11 protein-coding genes and 3 pseudogenes are annotated in these 15,371 nt (G+C 66.1%); 11 read left to right on the forward strand and 3 right to left on the reverse strand.

Going from position 1 to position 15,371, the window contains the following annotated elements:
- Positions 1–7: 7 nt before the first annotated feature.
- Complete coding sequence (locus BW737_RS09655) at positions 8–2,068, forward strand: glycoside hydrolase family 99-like domain-containing protein (protein ID WP_086615245.1); 2,061 nt, start codon at positions 8–10, stop codon at positions 2,066–2,068.
- A 90-nt stretch (positions 2,069–2,158) separates the two neighbouring features.
- Here the strand turns inward: BW737_RS09655 and BW737_RS09660 are convergent.
- Positions 2,159–3,480, reverse strand: a pseudogene (locus BW737_RS09660) (UDP-glucose dehydrogenase family protein).
- A 263-nt stretch (positions 3,481–3,743) separates the two neighbouring features.
- Here BW737_RS09660 and BW737_RS09665 point away from each other — a divergent pair.
- The 3 genes from BW737_RS09665 to BW737_RS09675 all read left to right on the forward strand — a co-directional run bounded on the left by BW737_RS09665 (position 3,744) and on the right by BW737_RS09675 (position 8,800).
- A complete protein-coding gene (locus BW737_RS09665; RefSeq protein ID WP_143233365.1) occupies positions 3,744–5,087 on the forward strand; it encodes a hypothetical protein in 1,344 nt (447 codons plus the stop codon).
- A 238-nt stretch (positions 5,088–5,325) separates the two neighbouring features.
- Positions 5,326–6,798 (forward strand): sugar nucleotide-binding protein, encoded by a 1,473-nt coding sequence (locus BW737_RS09670; protein ID WP_086615247.1) that lies wholly within the window; start codon positions 5,326–5,328, stop codon positions 6,796–6,798.
- Positions 6,799–7,402: 604 nt separating this feature from the next.
- A complete protein-coding gene (locus BW737_RS09675) occupies positions 7,403–8,800 on the forward strand; it encodes a C40 family peptidase (protein ID WP_257210686.1) in 1,398 nt (465 codons plus the stop codon).
- Between the two features lie 89 nt (positions 8,801–8,889).
- Here the strand turns inward: BW737_RS09675 and rfbA are convergent.
- Positions 8,890–9,760, reverse strand: a pseudogene (gene rfbA, locus BW737_RS09680) (glucose-1-phosphate thymidylyltransferase RfbA).
- A 114-nt stretch (positions 9,761–9,874) separates the two neighbouring features.
- Here rfbA and manA point away from each other — a divergent pair.
- The 3 genes and pseudogenes from manA (at position 9,875) to BW737_RS09695 (ending at position 11,793) form a co-directional block, all read left to right on the forward strand.
- Positions 9,875–11,060, forward strand: a pseudogene (gene manA / locus BW737_RS09685) (mannose-6-phosphate isomerase, class I).
- Between the two features lie 105 nt (positions 11,061–11,165).
- Positions 11,166–11,435, forward strand: a complete 270-nt coding sequence (locus tag BW737_RS09690) for a hypothetical protein (RefSeq protein ID WP_086615249.1) — start codon at positions 11,166–11,168, stop codon at positions 11,433–11,435.
- A 28-nt stretch (positions 11,436–11,463) separates the two neighbouring features.
- Positions 11,464–11,793 (forward strand): ribbon-helix-helix protein, CopG family, encoded by a 330-nt coding sequence (locus BW737_RS09695; RefSeq protein WP_086615250.1) that lies wholly within the window; start codon positions 11,464–11,466, stop codon positions 11,791–11,793.
- A 56-nt stretch (positions 11,794–11,849) separates the two neighbouring features.
- On the opposite strand, the gene BW737_RS09700 is transcribed toward BW737_RS09695, so the two are convergent.
- Entirely contained in the window at positions 11,850–12,632 is a 783-nt protein-coding gene (locus BW737_RS09700; RefSeq protein WP_257210687.1) for a TIGR03089 family protein, read from the reverse strand.
- 352 nt (positions 12,633–12,984) lie between these two features.
- Between BW737_RS09700 and BW737_RS09705 the strand changes: the two genes are divergently transcribed.
- From BW737_RS09705 to BW737_RS18340, 4 genes are read left to right on the forward strand one after another with little or no spacing between them, the layout of a single operon-like run.
- The gene (locus BW737_RS09705; protein ID WP_275405338.1) at positions 12,985–13,233 is read left to right on the forward strand and encodes a WhiB family transcriptional regulator; all 249 of its coding nucleotides are present in this window, start codon (positions 12,985–12,987) and stop codon (positions 13,231–13,233) included.
- The gene (locus BW737_RS18330) at positions 13,230–14,654 is read left to right on the forward strand and encodes a glycosyltransferase family 2 protein (RefSeq protein WP_257210688.1); all 1,425 of its coding nucleotides are present in this window, start codon (positions 13,230–13,232) and stop codon (positions 14,652–14,654) included. The genes BW737_RS09705 and BW737_RS18330 overlap by 4 nt, the downstream gene beginning before the upstream one ends.
- On the forward strand, positions 14,642–14,992 hold the full coding sequence (locus BW737_RS18335; RefSeq protein ID WP_257210689.1) for a hypothetical protein: 351 nt from the start codon (positions 14,642–14,644) through the stop codon (positions 14,990–14,992). Before BW737_RS18330 ends, BW737_RS18335 begins: the two co-directional genes overlap by 13 nt.
- Positions 14,938–15,117: a hypothetical protein gene (locus tag BW737_RS18340; RefSeq protein WP_257210690.1), complete on the forward strand. Its 180-nt coding sequence runs from the start codon at positions 14,938–14,940 to the stop codon at positions 15,115–15,117. Before BW737_RS18335 ends, BW737_RS18340 begins: the two co-directional genes overlap by 55 nt.
- Positions 15,118–15,371: the final 254 nt, after the last annotated feature.

Consider the following 15,371-nt stretch of genomic DNA (forward strand, 5'->3'; position numbering starts at 1 on the left):
ACCTGCGATGACCAAAGTCACCAAGACCGGGCTCGTACGCCGAGCAAGCTACTTCGCTGCCCGAGGCCGAAATGCGCTCGCCAACCTGGTCGCCAGCGGCAGCGTCCGCGGCTACCAGAGTAAGCACTGTGCGGACTTCAACGAGTACGTCTCACGGTTGGGAGGACGGCAGAATTCCGGATTCCCGGACCACTGGCGGGTGGACGACTCGCTCGTCAACGAGGATCCGGCACGGGTCGCAGTGGTGATCCACTGCTTCTACCCCGAGCTCATGGAGGAACTATTCGAGCACCTGCGTGTCATACCCGTCGACTTCGATCTGTTCATCACCAATGCCTCCCAGCATGAACTCACTGTTCCACGGGAGCAGCTGCCGCGGCTGGGACACGTGTCCATCGTTGAGGTGGCCAATCACGGGCGGGACATCTTCCCGACCGTGCAACTGATCAACGCCGGCTTCCTCGACCCATACGACATCGTGCTGAAGGTACACACCAAGCGAAGCCCTTGGCGTGAGGATCACGCGGATCTCGCCGGCGACGGCGCAGGTTGGAAGGATCAGCTGCTGGGTGACCTGCTCGGCTCGGAACAGCGGGCTAAGGAGATTCTCAACGCCTTCGCCTCGGACTCCTCCCTGGGCCTGGTCACAGCCGACGATTGCGTGGTCGGACCCGACTTCTGGGGCGGGGACCAGCACATCGTCGAGCAGCTGCTGCGCCGGTTGGAATTGTCGCTGGACGATCCTGATGCCCTGCGCTTCGCCTCCGGTTCCATGTACTGGATCCGTGGGTTTCTGCTGCAGGGCCTGCGCGCCCTGAACCTGCAGCACGCAGACTTCGATGAGGAGAACGGGCAGGTAGACGCCACCACCGCGCACGCCGTTGAACGTCTGCTGGGTATCCTCACCGAGGAGGCGGGCCTGCGAATGGCCGAGGTGGCCGAACTCGGCAAGCAGGACACGAGTGCATCCGACGTGTATTTGCGTTTCGAACGAGGCACGGGCCGGTACGCGCGAGCTCAGGTGATCCCCTTCTACCTGCCGCAGTTCCACGACTCGCCCCAGAACAACCGCTGGTGGGGGCAGGGATTCACCGAGTGGTCGAATGTCACCGCCGCGATCCCGGGATACCGGGGGCACTACCAGCCGAAGCTGCCGACCGAGCTCGGTTTCTACGACCTCGCCAACGACGAGGTCCGGCGCAAGCAGGCCGTACTGGCTCGCGAACACGGCATCGCCGGCTTCATGTACTACTACTACTGGTTCTCCGGCGAGAGACTGCTGAACGTTCCGATCGAGCGGTTACACGCATCCGATCTCGATCAGCCCTACTGCATCATGTGGGCAAACGAGAACTGGACCCGTCGCTGGGACGGCAGGGCCGCGGACATCCTCGTCGGCCAGGACTATACGAAGGTGCCGGCCGAGACCTTCATCGACGACGTCATGGAGTTCCTCCTCGACTCGCGCTACATGCGTATCGACGGCAAGGCCGTCCTGGCCGTATATCGCCCGGCACAGATGACGAACTTCCCGGACGTCGTCGCGACCTGGCGCCAGAAGGCTCGTGAGGCGGGCGTTGGCGAGTTGTACGTGCTCGCCGTCGCAGTTGCGGAGGAGTTCGACGGTATCCAGGCTCTCGGCGGCGAAACCGGCATAGATGGCACGCTCCAGTTCCCCCCACACAACCTGCCCTGGGTGGCCGGTCCGGCGACAGAGGTCGGCCTCGACTCGCGTTGGCGCGGGAACTTCATGAGCTACCAGGAGACTGTCAAGGCTTCGCTGGCCATGTCCGGCACACTGGATGACAGCGAGTATCCGGGGGCCATGGTCGCGTTTGACAACACTGCGCGCCGCCAGTGGACGGCGGACACCTGGTACGGCTCGAACCCGTACACCTTCCGTCGCTGGGTTGCAGGTCTGATCGACTCGGTGATGTCTCGGGAGCCGGAGCACCGCGTGGTGTTCATCAACGCCTGGAACGAGTGGGCGGAGAGCGCCGTGCTGGAGCCGACTACGCGTTTTGGCCGGACCTTTTTGCTGGCGCTGCGCGACGCTGTTTGGATCTGACCGTCCAGGTGAAGAAGCAATGCCAGCGGCCCGAGAACCAGTCAACTGCATGGCTGACTGGTTCTCGGGCCGCTGTTGTTGTCTGTACGGCTAGCGCCGACCGATGCCCGCGTAGGTGAAGCCCGCGGCCTTCCAGTCCTCACGTGGCAGCGCATTGCGGCCGTCGATCACGATGCGGCGGGCCACCAGCTCGGCCGCCTTGGCGGGGTCGAAGGTGGTGAACTGCTTCCACTCGGTTCCCAGCACGATCAGGTCCGCGCCGGTCAATGCCTCTTCAATAGAGCCGGCAATCTGGTAAGGCAGGCCCTCGCGGTCGGCCAGGATGGGGCCGGCCGCCGGGTCCATGACCACCACGGAGGCGGACAGACCGGTCAGCTCCTGAGCCAGGTCGAGCGCGGGGGAATTGCGCATGTCATCGCTGTCGGGCTTGAAGGCTGCACCGAGGATCGCCACCCGCTTGCCGGCCAGGTCCTCGCCCAGCAGTCGCCGGGCGGTGTCTACCACGGAGTGGCGCACGGCGTCGTTGACCTTGTCCACCTCAGCGAGGAAGCCGAGCGCCTGCCCCACCCCCAGCTCATTGGCGCGCGCTGGAAGGCACGGATGTCCTTGGGCAGGCAGCCGCCACCGAAGCCGATGCCGGCACGCAGGAAGCGCTTGCCGATACGGTCGTCCAGACCGATGGCGCCGGCCAGCGCAGTCACGTCTGCGCCGACGGCGTCGCAGATCTGCGCCATGGCATTGATGAAGGAGATCTTGGTGGCCAGGAAGGCGTTGGCGGAGATCTTCACCAGCTCAGCGGTCTGGTAGTCCATCACCAGCCGGGGCGTGCCCGCATCGATAATCGGCCGGTACAGCTCGTCCAGGACCGCTTGCGCGTCCGCCGCGGCCTGCTCGTCGTCGGGCAGCCCATAGACCATGCGGTCGGGGTCCAGCGTGTCCTTGACCGCGAAGCCCTCGCGCAGGAACTCCGGGTTCCACACCAGGATCACGCCGGTGGGGGCAACCTGCTCGGCCAGGCGGGCGGCGGTGCCCACGGGGACGGTGGACTTGCCGGCGACGACCTCTACGCCGTCGGCGCACTGACCCAGGTGCGGCAGCATGCCCTCGATGGCTGCATTCACGTAGGTGAGGTTGGCGGCGCCCGTCTCGGACTGGGGCGTGCCCACGCCGATGAAGTGCACCTGCGCGCCGGCGATCGCCGCGTAGTCGGCGGTGAAGGTCAGTCGACCGGCCTCCACGTTGCGGCGCAGGATCTCCTCGAAGCCGGGCTCGAAGAAGGGGGCCTTGCCCTGGGACAGTAGCTCGACCTTGCGGGCGTCTACGTCGACCCCCACCACCGTATGGCCCAGCTCGGCCATTGAGGCCGCGTGCACGGCGCCCAGGTATCCACAACCAATTACGGAGATTCGCATGCAGGCAGGTTAGCCGACGGGCACGGGTTTTGAATGCGCGTGCCGCCGCGAACGTGGTCCAACCTTCAGCCGACTTGCCCACAGCAGCGGGACCCGGGTCACGGTTGTGTGCCGGTGGCAACGAGCCGCGTTGTAAGCCCTATGGTGAACCGGTGCAACATGCGAGAACTTGGAACAGCGGGCGGGGCGCCGGTGCCGCCGGCGAGGCTCCCCGCCCGGCGGCTGGATCCCCGGGAACCGCGGGAATCCAGCGATTGGTGGTTGTGGGCTTCGTCCTGTGCGCTGCGGGCCGGGCGCTGCTGATACCGCTGTTCGGCAGCGTTGATGAGGTAAATCACCTCGATTACGCCTTCCAGCTCTGGCACGGGCAGTGGCCCGACTTCTTCGAGGGCCCGGTCATTCCGGGATCGGGGCCCAAGACACCCTTGTCGGTGCAGGCGGTTTCACAGCACCCGCCACTCTTCTACTTGATCATGGCGCCCTTGGCAGGACCTCTGACAGACTCCTACGGGGTACTCATCGCGGGGCTCGCCGCGAGGGCAGTGAACGTGTTGCTCGGGGCCACAGCTGTTGCGACGATCGGCTATGCCGCGCGGGTTGCCTTCCCCAAGAATCAGCTGCTGGCTCCGGTTGCGACGCTGATCGCAGCTCTATGCTGCTCGATGTTGGGGGTCTCGGGGGCCGTGTACAACGACACGTTGGCCACGCTGCTGATGGCCGTCTGCATGGCGCTCACCTTCCAGTTCATCCGCTTGGGTCCTTCACGATGTCGCTGGATCCTGCTCGCCATGGTCTGCTGTGCGGCACTACTGACCCGCTTGTCGTTGATGGTGGTCGTCGCCGTCTGTATGGCCGCAATCGTGGCGGAGGGATTCGCACGGGGTGCTGGCCGGGACCGCTGGGGGCGATGGACCTCAATGGTCAACGCCGTGGCCATAGGGTTGTTGGTAGCACTGTCGTCTGGCTGGTTCTACCTGCGCAACGTGCGCCTAACCGGAACGATCACGGGTGGGCATCCCGATTGGGCGGCCGAACACTTCAACACGGTCAGTGTCTCGGTGGGCGAGCTCGCGACACGTGCCGAAACATGGCACCGGCTGCTCTCACTATTCGTCCCTGTTCCCGCCCTCGGGCGGATCGGTCTGTTGCTGATACTGGTGCCTGCCGCGTGTGGGCTTGGGGCAGGCATCGTGGCGATTGCGCGCAAGCGGGTGCAGCGGGTGGATCTTGCCGTTGCTGGTCTGCTTGGTGTCGAGGCGGTCCTCATAGTGGCGATGCAGCTGAAGTACTCGGCCGGCGGTGGTGGCCTGCACCCGCGTTATCTATTGCCAGCGCTGCTCACGCTAGCGGTCGTGATGGCCGCCGGGCTGACGTGTTCACGGCGACTGGCCGGTGTCGCCACCGGTGTCTGGCTTGTTGCATGGGCGATGTTCTTTGTGCGTTGGTGGTGGCAGCAGGCGCAGCAGTTCTCGGCCAACCCGGACGGAGGGTTCCCGGCCTGGCCGACGCCCGCGACAGTGCTGCTGTGCGCAGGATGCGTGCTGTGGTTGCTCGCTGTTGTCCGTATTGGTCGCTTAGGAGTATCCCGGCGCCGTACAGCTATATGAACACAGGGCTGCAATGTCGTGGATTCGGCGACTCGAAGACGAAGCTTGTTTAGGCGCCGAGGCATGCTTGAGATGTATGCCGCACGTTGTGATCCGCGGCCCGTGTCCCAGCAACGACCTCCGTGCTGTCACTCGACAACCGCGCAGTGAGCATCCCGGTACGGATAAGATCTGTGCGTGTACGGGGTGGGGTAACCGCTTACGGGCCCTACCTACTCTCACCCATATTTGGAGCCCCATGACTGACACCGCCGACACCCCCGACCGCACCGACGGCATCGAGTTGCTCAAGCCGCTCGGCGTTGAGACCACCCCGATTCCCGGCTTCCTGCGCATCGATCTGACCGTGCACGGCGACAACCGGGGCTGGTTCAAGGAGAACTGGCAGCGGGAGAAGATGACGGCCCTGGGGCTGCCGGACTTCGGGCCGGTGCAGAACAACATCTCCTTCAACGATGAGGTCGGGGTGACTCGCGGCATCCACGCCGAGCCGTGGGACAAGTACGTGTCGGTGGCCACCGGGCGAGTCTTTGGCGCCTGGGTGGATCTGCGGGAGGGGCCGTCCTTCGGCACCGTGTACACCACCGAGATCGACCCGTCGGTGGCCGTGTTCGTGCCCAAGGGCGTGGGCAACGCCTACCAGACGCTGGAGCCCAACACCGCCTACACCTACCTGGTCAACGACCACTGGTCGCCCGACGCCCAGTACACCTTCCTGAACCTGGCGGATGAGACAGTCGCTGTGCCGTGGCCGATCCCGCTGGACCGAGCGATCCAGTCCGACAAGGACCGCGCTCACCCGCGCCTGGCCGACGTCGTTCCCTTCGCCGCCACCGATGGCGCCGCGGGCGGCAAGCGCGTGCTGGTGACCGGCTGCAAGGGCCAGCTCGGCCGCGAGCTCATGAAGCAGCTGCCCGAGGCCGGATACACCCCCACCGGCGTGGACCTGCCGGAGGTGGATATCTCCGACGCCGAGGCCATGGCCGCCTGGGACTGGTCCGCTTACGACATCATCATCAATGCCGCCGCCTGGACGAACGTCGACGGCGCTGAGACCGCTGAGGGGCGGCCCCTGTCCTGGCGCGCCAACGCCACCGGCCCGGCCAACCTGGCCCGGGAGGCGGCCCGCCACGGGCTGACCCTGGTGCACATCTCCAGCGAGTACACCTTCGACGGCACGCTCGAGCCGCACACGGAGGCCGAGCCCCCCAGCCCGCTGGGCGTGTACGGCCAGTCGAAGGCGGGCGGCGACGCCGCCGTCGAAGCGGCCCCCAACCACTACCTGGTGCGCACCTCCTGGGTGGTGGGCGACGGCAAGAACTTCGCCAAGACCATGGCCTCGCTGGCCGCACGCGGCATCGCCCCGAAGGTGGTGGATGACCAGACCGGCCGACTCACCTTCACCACCGACCTGGCGGCCGGCATCATCCACCTGCTGCGCACCGGCGCCGAGTTCGGCACCTACAACCTGTCCGGTGAGGGACCTGTGGTCTCCTGGTGCGATGTCGCCAAGCGCGTGTTCGAACTGGTGGGGCACAGCGCCGACGAGGTCACGCCCGTGTCCACCGCCGAGTACTACGCCGGGCAGGAGGGCATCGCCCCGCGCCCGCTTCGCAGCGCCCTCGACCTGAGCAAGATCAAGGCGACAGGCTTCACGCCGGGCAACTCCATGGAGCGCCTGGACGCCTACGTGCCGACGATCGAGCTGTAATGGTTCGACGCGGGGCACCAGTCATGCAAGTGGCGGCTGGCGCCCCGCACCGGCGTTGTGCCGACGGCGGAGTGAGGACGTCCCCCCGCGAGTGCACCACTCGCCGACTCCGATCTAGCAGTCGTGAACGCCCCCAAACAGCCTGGCATCACTCTTACCTGTGACCTATTGCCGGGCTCTCAGTATCCTCGATCACCTGCGTCTCGATTCGGAGCGCAGCCGAAGATGTGAAACTGCTCACACTGCCCTTGTTAACACAGACTACTTGCCGCGAGCGGAGCGGCGGAGCCGCGACTCGACTAGCAAGCCTGTGGGGGCGCTGAGACAAATACAATAGTGGTCAGCGTGCGGATGCGTGAGGAATTACAACACGATTATTTAGTCTAACAACTAATATGCAACGGCGGTCGCTGATATGGCGGGTTGTGAACGGCCTATGAAACAGTAGTTCATAATAGGCTTTTGTGCGTTATTGCAATGAAGGTGAGACCGTTTGTGATGCCGCTCTCGCGTGATTTACGCGCTATCCTGTTAGTGCGGATCAAAGATGACTCCGTCCCTGCCCGTTCGACTCAAGGAGAGTCTGGTTATGTATATGCGCCCTGTGCATACTCTGCCCGATACGAAGTTAAATCGTCGCCAGGTGCTTGTGGGGGGAGTGGCTGCGGCATCCACGCTTGCTGTGACCACTTTGGCTCCGCAGGTAGTCCCTAATGCGGAGGCGGCTTCGAATGGTTTTGTATTCGCGTTTCAGGCGAACACGGGTAAGTTGTGGTGGTCGGCTTCTGATGACCATAGTCAAGGCATGTTGGCCGACACTAGTCCGTCGATAGTCAAAGTTGAAAAAGGCTACCAAATGGCGTTCCAAGCAAATACGGGTGTGCTGGTGCTCTACGGTAGTGCGGTCAAGGCTAACACTGGTCTCAAGATGATGGCTGGAACGTCGCCGTCGGTTTGTCGTTTGTCTAATGGAACTATTGTGGCTGCCTATCAGGCAAGTAATGGTAGTCTGTCTGTGTGGAGTAGCAAGACGGGTGCTCGTGATTTGAAGCTCGGTATGAGGAAAGGAACTTCCCCGTGTATTGCTCCAGGCCCGAACGGCGCCTACCGCATTGCATTTCAAGCTAACACGACCAGCCTGTGGACCTATGGTAGCGCTACCGGCGCGGGCCACGACCATAAGCTTGGGATGATGCCGGGAACCTCTCCAAGTATCGCCTGGGTTGGTGGCGGATATCAGACTGCCTTTCAGGCTAACACGGGCGAGTTGTGGGTGACCGGGGATGTTTATAGTTCTCGTTTGGGGAATAAGCTCGACTCCAAGTCGAGTCCTGCCATTGCGAAAGGTGGTGGCAATAATACCTATCGTATTGCTTTCCAGGGGAGTGGCCACTCGCTGCAGCACTGGGATAGTGCCAAAGGGTTTTCCTCATACAAGCTTGGCATGAAGCAAGGCACATCGCCTGCGATTACGGGGCTTGCATCGGGGGGTTATCATGTGGCTTTCCAGGCCAACACTGGATCCCTGTGGACGGCTGGGAGTGGGAGCAGCCAGGGAAATATGAGGCTTGGCATGAATAATAGCACGAGCCCGGCTATCTGTAGCGATACGCTTTCTTCTGCGTCTTCCGGTAGCACGGCGGGTGATAAGGCTGTGGAGGCGGCGCGCAGCTACATCGGAGTCCCCTATAAATGGGGAGGCGAGTCGCGCTCGGGTGTTGACTGCTCGGGGCTCACCATGCTGGCGTGGAGATCCGCTGGTGTCTCGCTTACTCATAAGGCGAGCGCTCAGTATAACCAGGGGACCCGTATTTCACGGGCGCAAGCCCGGGCTGGCGATTTGTTGTTCTGGTCATCAAACGGAACTGCGGCCGGAATCCACCACGTGGCGATCTATGTTGGAAACAACAAGATGATTCATGCCCCCAGCCCGGGAAGGACCGTTTGTGAAGTCACGGTCTACACCTCCGGAATCATGCCGTACGCTGTGCGGCCGAAGTGATCTGCTGGGGTGTCCGTTTCGGGTATTCTCCTGGCTCTGAAGGGCTGCATGAATAGGCGGGGCGACGAAGTCGCCCCGCCTATTCGGCATCAGCTCCGCTCGCGCTCAAGCAGGCCGAGCAGGTACTGGCCGTAGCCGGACTTGACCAGCGGCTCGGCGCGCTCGCGCAGGCCATCGTCGTCGATGAAGCCCATGCGCCAGGCGACTTCCTCCGGGCAGCCGATGTTCAGGCCCTGGCGGTGCTGGACGGTGCGCACGAAGCCGGTGGCGTCGGCCAGTGAGTCGAAGGTACCGGTGTCCAGCCAGGCGGTGCCGCGGGGCAGCACCTCCACGGTGAGTCGACCGGCGTCCAGGTAGGTGCGGTTAACGTCGGTGATCTCGTACTCGCCGCGCGCGGAAGGCTCAAGGTTCTTGGCGATCTCCACCACGTCGTTGTCGTAGAAGTACAGGCCGGGTACGGCGTAGTCGGACTTGGGGTGGGCGGGCTTCTCCTCGATGGACACGGCCTTGAATCGGCGTCGAACTCCACTACGCCGTAGGCGGTCGGGTCGGCGACCTGGTAGGCGTAGACGACGCCGCCGTCGGGGTTGGTGTGGCGGCGCAGGCGCGTGCCCATGCCGGGGCCGTAGAAGATGTTGTCGCCCAGCACCAGGCGGCCGGCTGGTCGCCGATGAAGTCCGCTCCCAGTACGAAGGCCTGCGCCAGGCCGTTGGGGACCTCCTGCACCGTGTAGGACAGGTTGACGCCCAGCTGGGAGCCGTCGCCCAGCAGTCGGTGGAAGCTGGGCGCGTCATGCGGCGTGGTGATGACCAGCACGTCCTGGATGCCAGCGAGCATGAGCGTGCTCAGCGGGTAGTAGATCATCGGCTTGTCGTACACCGGCACCAGCTGCTTGGAGGTGCCCAGAGTGATGGGGTTCAGACGCGTGCCGGAGCCGCCGGCCAGGATGATGCCTCGCATGGGCACAGTCTGGACCATCCGGGGTTCTTTTCGCTGCAAGTAGGCAGGACAGGTTTGCGTGATTCCGCTGTGCGCGCCGCTTCAGAACCGACTCGTCGGCTACCGTTGGCGCTCATGGAACGTCTTGACGGTGCGCGGCAGCGCTACGACTGGGGCTCGCCCGAGGCCATACCTGAGTTTCTCGGCATCCAGGAGGACGGCGAGCCTGGGCCGAGCAGTGGTATGGCGCTCACCCCGCCGGTCCTACCCGTGTAGGTGACCGTACCCTGCCGCGCTAATCGACTCCGACCCGCAGCGCCTGCTCGGCCAGGATGTGGTGCGGCGCTTCGGACCCAAGCTGCCGTTCCTGCTTAAGCTCATCGCCCCGGCCCGTGTGCTCTCCCTGCAGGTGCATCCCTCGCTGGAGCAGGCGGTCGAGGGCTATGAGCTGGAGAACGAGGCCGGCGTCCCCTTGACCAGCCCGGTGCGCAACTACAAGGACACCAACCACAAACCGGAGATGGTGCTGGCGCTGACCCATTTCGAGGCGGTTGCCGGCTTCCGTGCGCCGCGGCGGGCTGCCGAGGTGTTGGCCGAGCTGCGGTCCCCGTTGGCCCGGCGCATGCGACGTACCCTGCGGCTGAATCCGACCCGCTTCGGGATCCGACAGGTGTTCACCGACCTCGTCTCCGCCGCTACCCGGCCCGCGCCCGCGGAGATCGCTGAACTGGTGGAGGAGATCGACGTCCGGCTCACCGCCGGAGACTCGCCGTCGCGGCGCGTGGACTCCAATGTGATCAGCATGTGGCGATCCTTCCCCGGCGATCCGGGCGTAGCGGCGGCGTTGCTGCTCAACCCCGTCACCCTGCGGCCGGGTGAGGCGTTGTTCGTGCCCGCGGGTAGCGTCCACGCCTATATCTCGGGCATGGGCATTGAGGTGATGGCCTCTTCGGACAATGTGCTGCGTGCCGGGCTGACCACCAAGCACGTGGACGTGCCGGAGATGCTGGCCTGCGTGGACTACGTGGCGGCGCCGCCGGTGCGTCCGGCACCCGAGTACCTGTCCCGGGCTACCCGCGCCTATTACGTGCCGGTGGACGACTTCGAGCTGCTGGTGACCACCGTCGTCCCCTCCGACGGGCGTGTGCAGGTTCCCGGCCGCGGACCGCGGATTGTGCTGGCCACGGAGGGGAATACGAAGGTGACCACTCCGGCCGGGCAGGCGTCGCTGGTGCGAGGACAGGCGCTGTTCGTCGGCGCCGACGAGCGCACCCTCGCCGTCGAGGGGGAGGGCACGGTGGTCCAGGCCGACGTGCCGTAGGACCTGTTGGGACGGCATCGGGTGCCGCGTTTCGGGTGACCGTAGCTTTGTCGTCCTTCCCTTCCTGGGCTTGTCTGTACCACAAAACGGTACTACCATAAACGAGTGAACTTCGAGTTCAGTGCCTCGGCCGACAAGCACGGTGTGCCGCACGCCGATGCGGAGTATGCCGTGACGCATCATGTCGACTACGAGCTCCTCGAATCTCGTCGCCCGGGGGTGCGGTCGTTCATGTTTGTGGGGCTGCCCCATCCTCAGGCGTTTCGGTATCTCGAAGTCGGGGTGTCCGTCGACGGCAGAGGTCGCCGAATCATCTTTCGTGCCATGGAGGTTTCTGACCTCTACCGTCACTTGGTGCCGCCGGCCGACCGTTAAGCGGTTTGGATCACTGAAGGAGACAACTATGAGCAACGAGTCCCGTGCCCTCACCGACGCTGAAGAGGTCTACTACGACCAGTACGACGAGGATGTGACCGCGGGTCGCGTACCCATCATCGGTCATGGTGCCCGCCGGGATGGCACACGCATCAGCGATGCCGAGCTCGACGACATATTCCGTGGTCGCCCGACCCTCGGTCGTAGTCGCGCAGCTGGGCGCGGGCGCTCTCCCCGCCGCCAGGTGCGCCTACCCGAGCGCACCAACGCCGCCTTGGACGCATACGTTGAGAAGCACGGCACCACCGCATCAGCCGTTATTCGCGAGGCGCTTGAGGCTTATCTCGCTAACGCCTGATCTGAGTCGATTGTCGCAGGTGGACGTAACTACTACCGACATCGGCGGCCGGTCGGTTAGGCGCCCTCCTGGCGGGCCGCCGCCTGAATGAGCTCTGCGTCAGCGTCCGGGGAGACGAGCACCGCGGTCAGTCCGTTGCGCCAGGCGGCGAGCACGCCGCGCATCGCCTCCAGGGCGGTGTTGGAGCACACGAGCGCGGCTCGCGGCCGCGCCCCAGTTCCAGGCGCGCGTTCGGTGCTGTCGGATCCGTCGGGCGCGTCGGTCGGGTTTGACGACTCGGCCAGTCCCGCGACCAGGGCGGTGCGCGACGCCTGCGCGGGTGCGCCTGGAGCCTGCGTCGCGTCCTGCCGGACCGCGGCGCGGGCGCCATCGACTACCGGCGCGGTAAAGGCGTCCGGTTGCGACATGACGTCGGCTACGCCATCGAGCACCAGCGGCGGCAGCGACCCGGGCCAGTGCATGGCCAGGGCGGCGCGCGGCACCAACACCTGCAGCTGCGCATGTGCGTCCAACTCGTTCGGCGCAAAGGCCACCGACACGTCGGCGGGGGAGGTGAAGGTAACCGTCCCGCCGGCGAGCCAGGCGCCGCAGCACCAGGTCACCGTGCGCCAGTGCACTCCCATGCCCAGATGTACGAGCAGGCCCGGCTCGGTGCCTGCGACCGGGGCTTCCTCGGTGAGCAGATTGGCGATCTTGCACTGCCACATGTCCAGCACACGTCCGGTCAGTTCCACCCGCTCGCCCGGCGCGTACCACACGAGCCAGGCGCGATCGGCGTCCGTGGCCGTGGGGAGCAGTGCGGTGAGAGGGTCGTGGATGCGGTCGGCGGTGCGGGTCACAGCACAGATCTAAGCAGAGGCCGCTCGCCGCTGCCGTGGCGCCTTCATGTTCCAGGTCATGAAGATGGCCGTAACAACGCCGGTGCGTGGCGGTGCGCCGCAACCGGATACCAGCTGTGGGCCACGTCACAATAGATGAAGAATTAGATAGTGTAACGGCGTGTCTGCGCCGATCTGCGCGTCGTCGCAATTAAGTGAAGTTCTTGGCCACGGCTTGACTCGCAGCGGCTCACACCCGTGTAATTCTACGTAAACATCGTCTGCATCCTGAAGGGAAGCCATCGTGTGGAACATCCTCGGCGACGGGCCGCTTGAGCGGTCCGACGACGCCGACGACGAGGCGCTCCTCCTTCTGCTCGGCGACGACGACCCCGACGAAGGCCCCCTGGCCTGGCAGGAGCGCGCGCTGTGCGCTCAGACCGACCCCGAGGCCTTCTTCCCTGAGAAGGGCGGCTCCACTCGCGAAGCCAAGCGCGTATGCGCCTCCTGTGAAGTCCGCGAGGAATGCTTGGAGTACGCCCTGGCCAACGATGAGCGCTTCGGGATTTGGGGAGGGCTGTCCGAGCGCGAGCGCCGCAAGCTCAAACGGCGCGCGGTATGAGCCAGGCGGGAAGCGCCGCCCAGCAACCTGCACCCGGCGGGGTCCTTGCAGTCCTCGTCTCAGCCGGGGTCACTACCTACCTGCCTGAAACCCTGCGGGCCCTGGCCGGCCAGACCGTCGCTCCCGACGTGTTGCTGATCGTCGACGTCGCCTCCCGTGCCAACGGACTCGGTGACGGCACCCCCATCGAGGAGGCCGTGGTCGAATCCGGCGCCGACGCAGCGACCGCCGTGCGCGTAGTGCACGTCCCCGAGGCTGCCGGTTTCGGTGATGCCGTTGGGCGTGGCCTGACCAAGTACGCGGAGCTGATCGCCAAGGGCAACCGCAAGCGCCGCCGTCACCGCGACCACTTCACCGGGACGCACCAGACGGGTCGGCCGGCTGCGGCCACCGGCGCAGTGACCACCTCCTCCGGGCAGCTGACCGGCCCCACCGGTGCCATGTCGCCGATCTCCGAGGCCGAGGTCTACCGAGTCGCCGGGGCAGACGCCCCCACCGTCGAGCCCGACGAAGGCTCCTGGCTGTGGCTGCTGCACGACGACTCCGCCCCCGATCCCGACTGCCTGGCGGCACTGCTAGCGGTCGTGCATACCGCCCGCTCGATCGCCCTGGCGGGGCCCAAGCAGGTCGACTGGGAGCGGCCCCACGAACTGCTTGAGGTGGGCCTGCGCACCACCGCCTCCGCCCGCCGCGCCAACGACGTCGTGGAGGGAGAGGTTGACCAGGGACAGCACGACGACCGTACCGACATGCTTGCCGTCGGCACCGCCGGGGCCCTGATCGACCGCGCCGTATGGGACCAGCTCGACGGCGCCTCGCCGGCGTTCCCGATCTTCGACGATGGCCTGGAGCTGTCCCGCGCCGTACGCCTGGCCGGCCACCGCGTGGTCGTGGTCCCCGACGCCTTCCTGCGTCACCGCCGCGCCAGCTATCTCGGCCTGCGCCCCGCCCAGCAGCCCCATGGTCCACACCGGGTCGGGTCGCACGACGATCAGTCGACCGACACGCCTCCGGCCACCACCGTCCCCGAACCCGACCCGGACCGCTCCTTCCGCGCCCGGCGCATTGCGCAACTGACCGCGTGGGCGACCTTCTCGGCTCGCCCCGTGCCGGCGCTGCTGACCTGGATCGTCCTGCTCGGGCTGGCCCGTGCCGCTTGGCGGCTGCTGACCAAGCGCCCACGTTGGCCCGCGACGAGTTGGCCGCCGCCCTCGCCGTCGCCCGCAGCGGCGCAACGATCCGGCGCGGCCGCAGGCGGCTCGCCGCACACCAGAGCGTGCGCCGCTCCGTACTGTCCGAGCTGTACGTCAGCGCTGCCGACATCCGCGCCGCCCGCCGCGACCAGCGGCGCCAGGAGCGCGAGCGCGCCGCCCGCGAGGCTGCCCGCAGTGAGCTGGAGCTGCGCGAGTTGGCGGCCCTGACCCGGCGTCGCCGCCTCACCCTGGTGGGCACGCTGATCGTGGCGGGAGCCTTCGCCGCCGTCGGGCTGTCGCAGGTCCTGGTCACCCGCACGGTGACCGGCGCCGCGCTGCCCGGCCTGGGGGCGAACGGACGCGACCTGTGGGACGCCGCCTGGTCCACCTGGGCCACCTCCGCAGACGGCTACCCCGCCGTCTTGAACCCGCTGCTGGCCGCCCTGGCCCTGCCGGTGGCGATCGGCTCCTGGGGTGGCCTCGACGGTGACGCCTGGTGCACATCCTGCTGGTGCTGGCCATCCCCCTGGCGGCGCTCGGCGCCTGGTACGCCGCCGGCGCCGTGACTCGCCGCAACCCGTTGCGCGCCTGGGCGGCGCTCGTGTGGGCGCTGGCACCGGCGCTGCTGCTGGCCATCGGGCAGGGCCGCCTGACCTCCGTCATCGTGCACCTGACACTGCCGTGGGCCTGATGGCGCTCGCGCGCGCCGTGGGGGCGGACCGGCGCGACGTGGTCCTGTCGGGAATGGTGGGCGCGCACCACGCCACCCAGGCGGAGAAGGCCGAACTCGACCGTTTCGCCGCCGAGCGCCTGGAGGACTTGGCCGAGCTCGCCGACGATGCTCCGAGGCCCCCCAGCCGGCACAGACCGCCGACGCCTCTGAGGTCAATGCATCCGCCGCCCCGGCCGACGCCTCCCCGACCGCCGACGCGACCGCGGACGCGG

This window comes from Actinomyces ruminis (assembly GCF_002154335.2).
Taxonomy (GTDB): Bacteria; Actinomycetota; Actinomycetes; order Actinomycetales; family Actinomycetaceae; genus Actinomyces; species Actinomyces ruminis.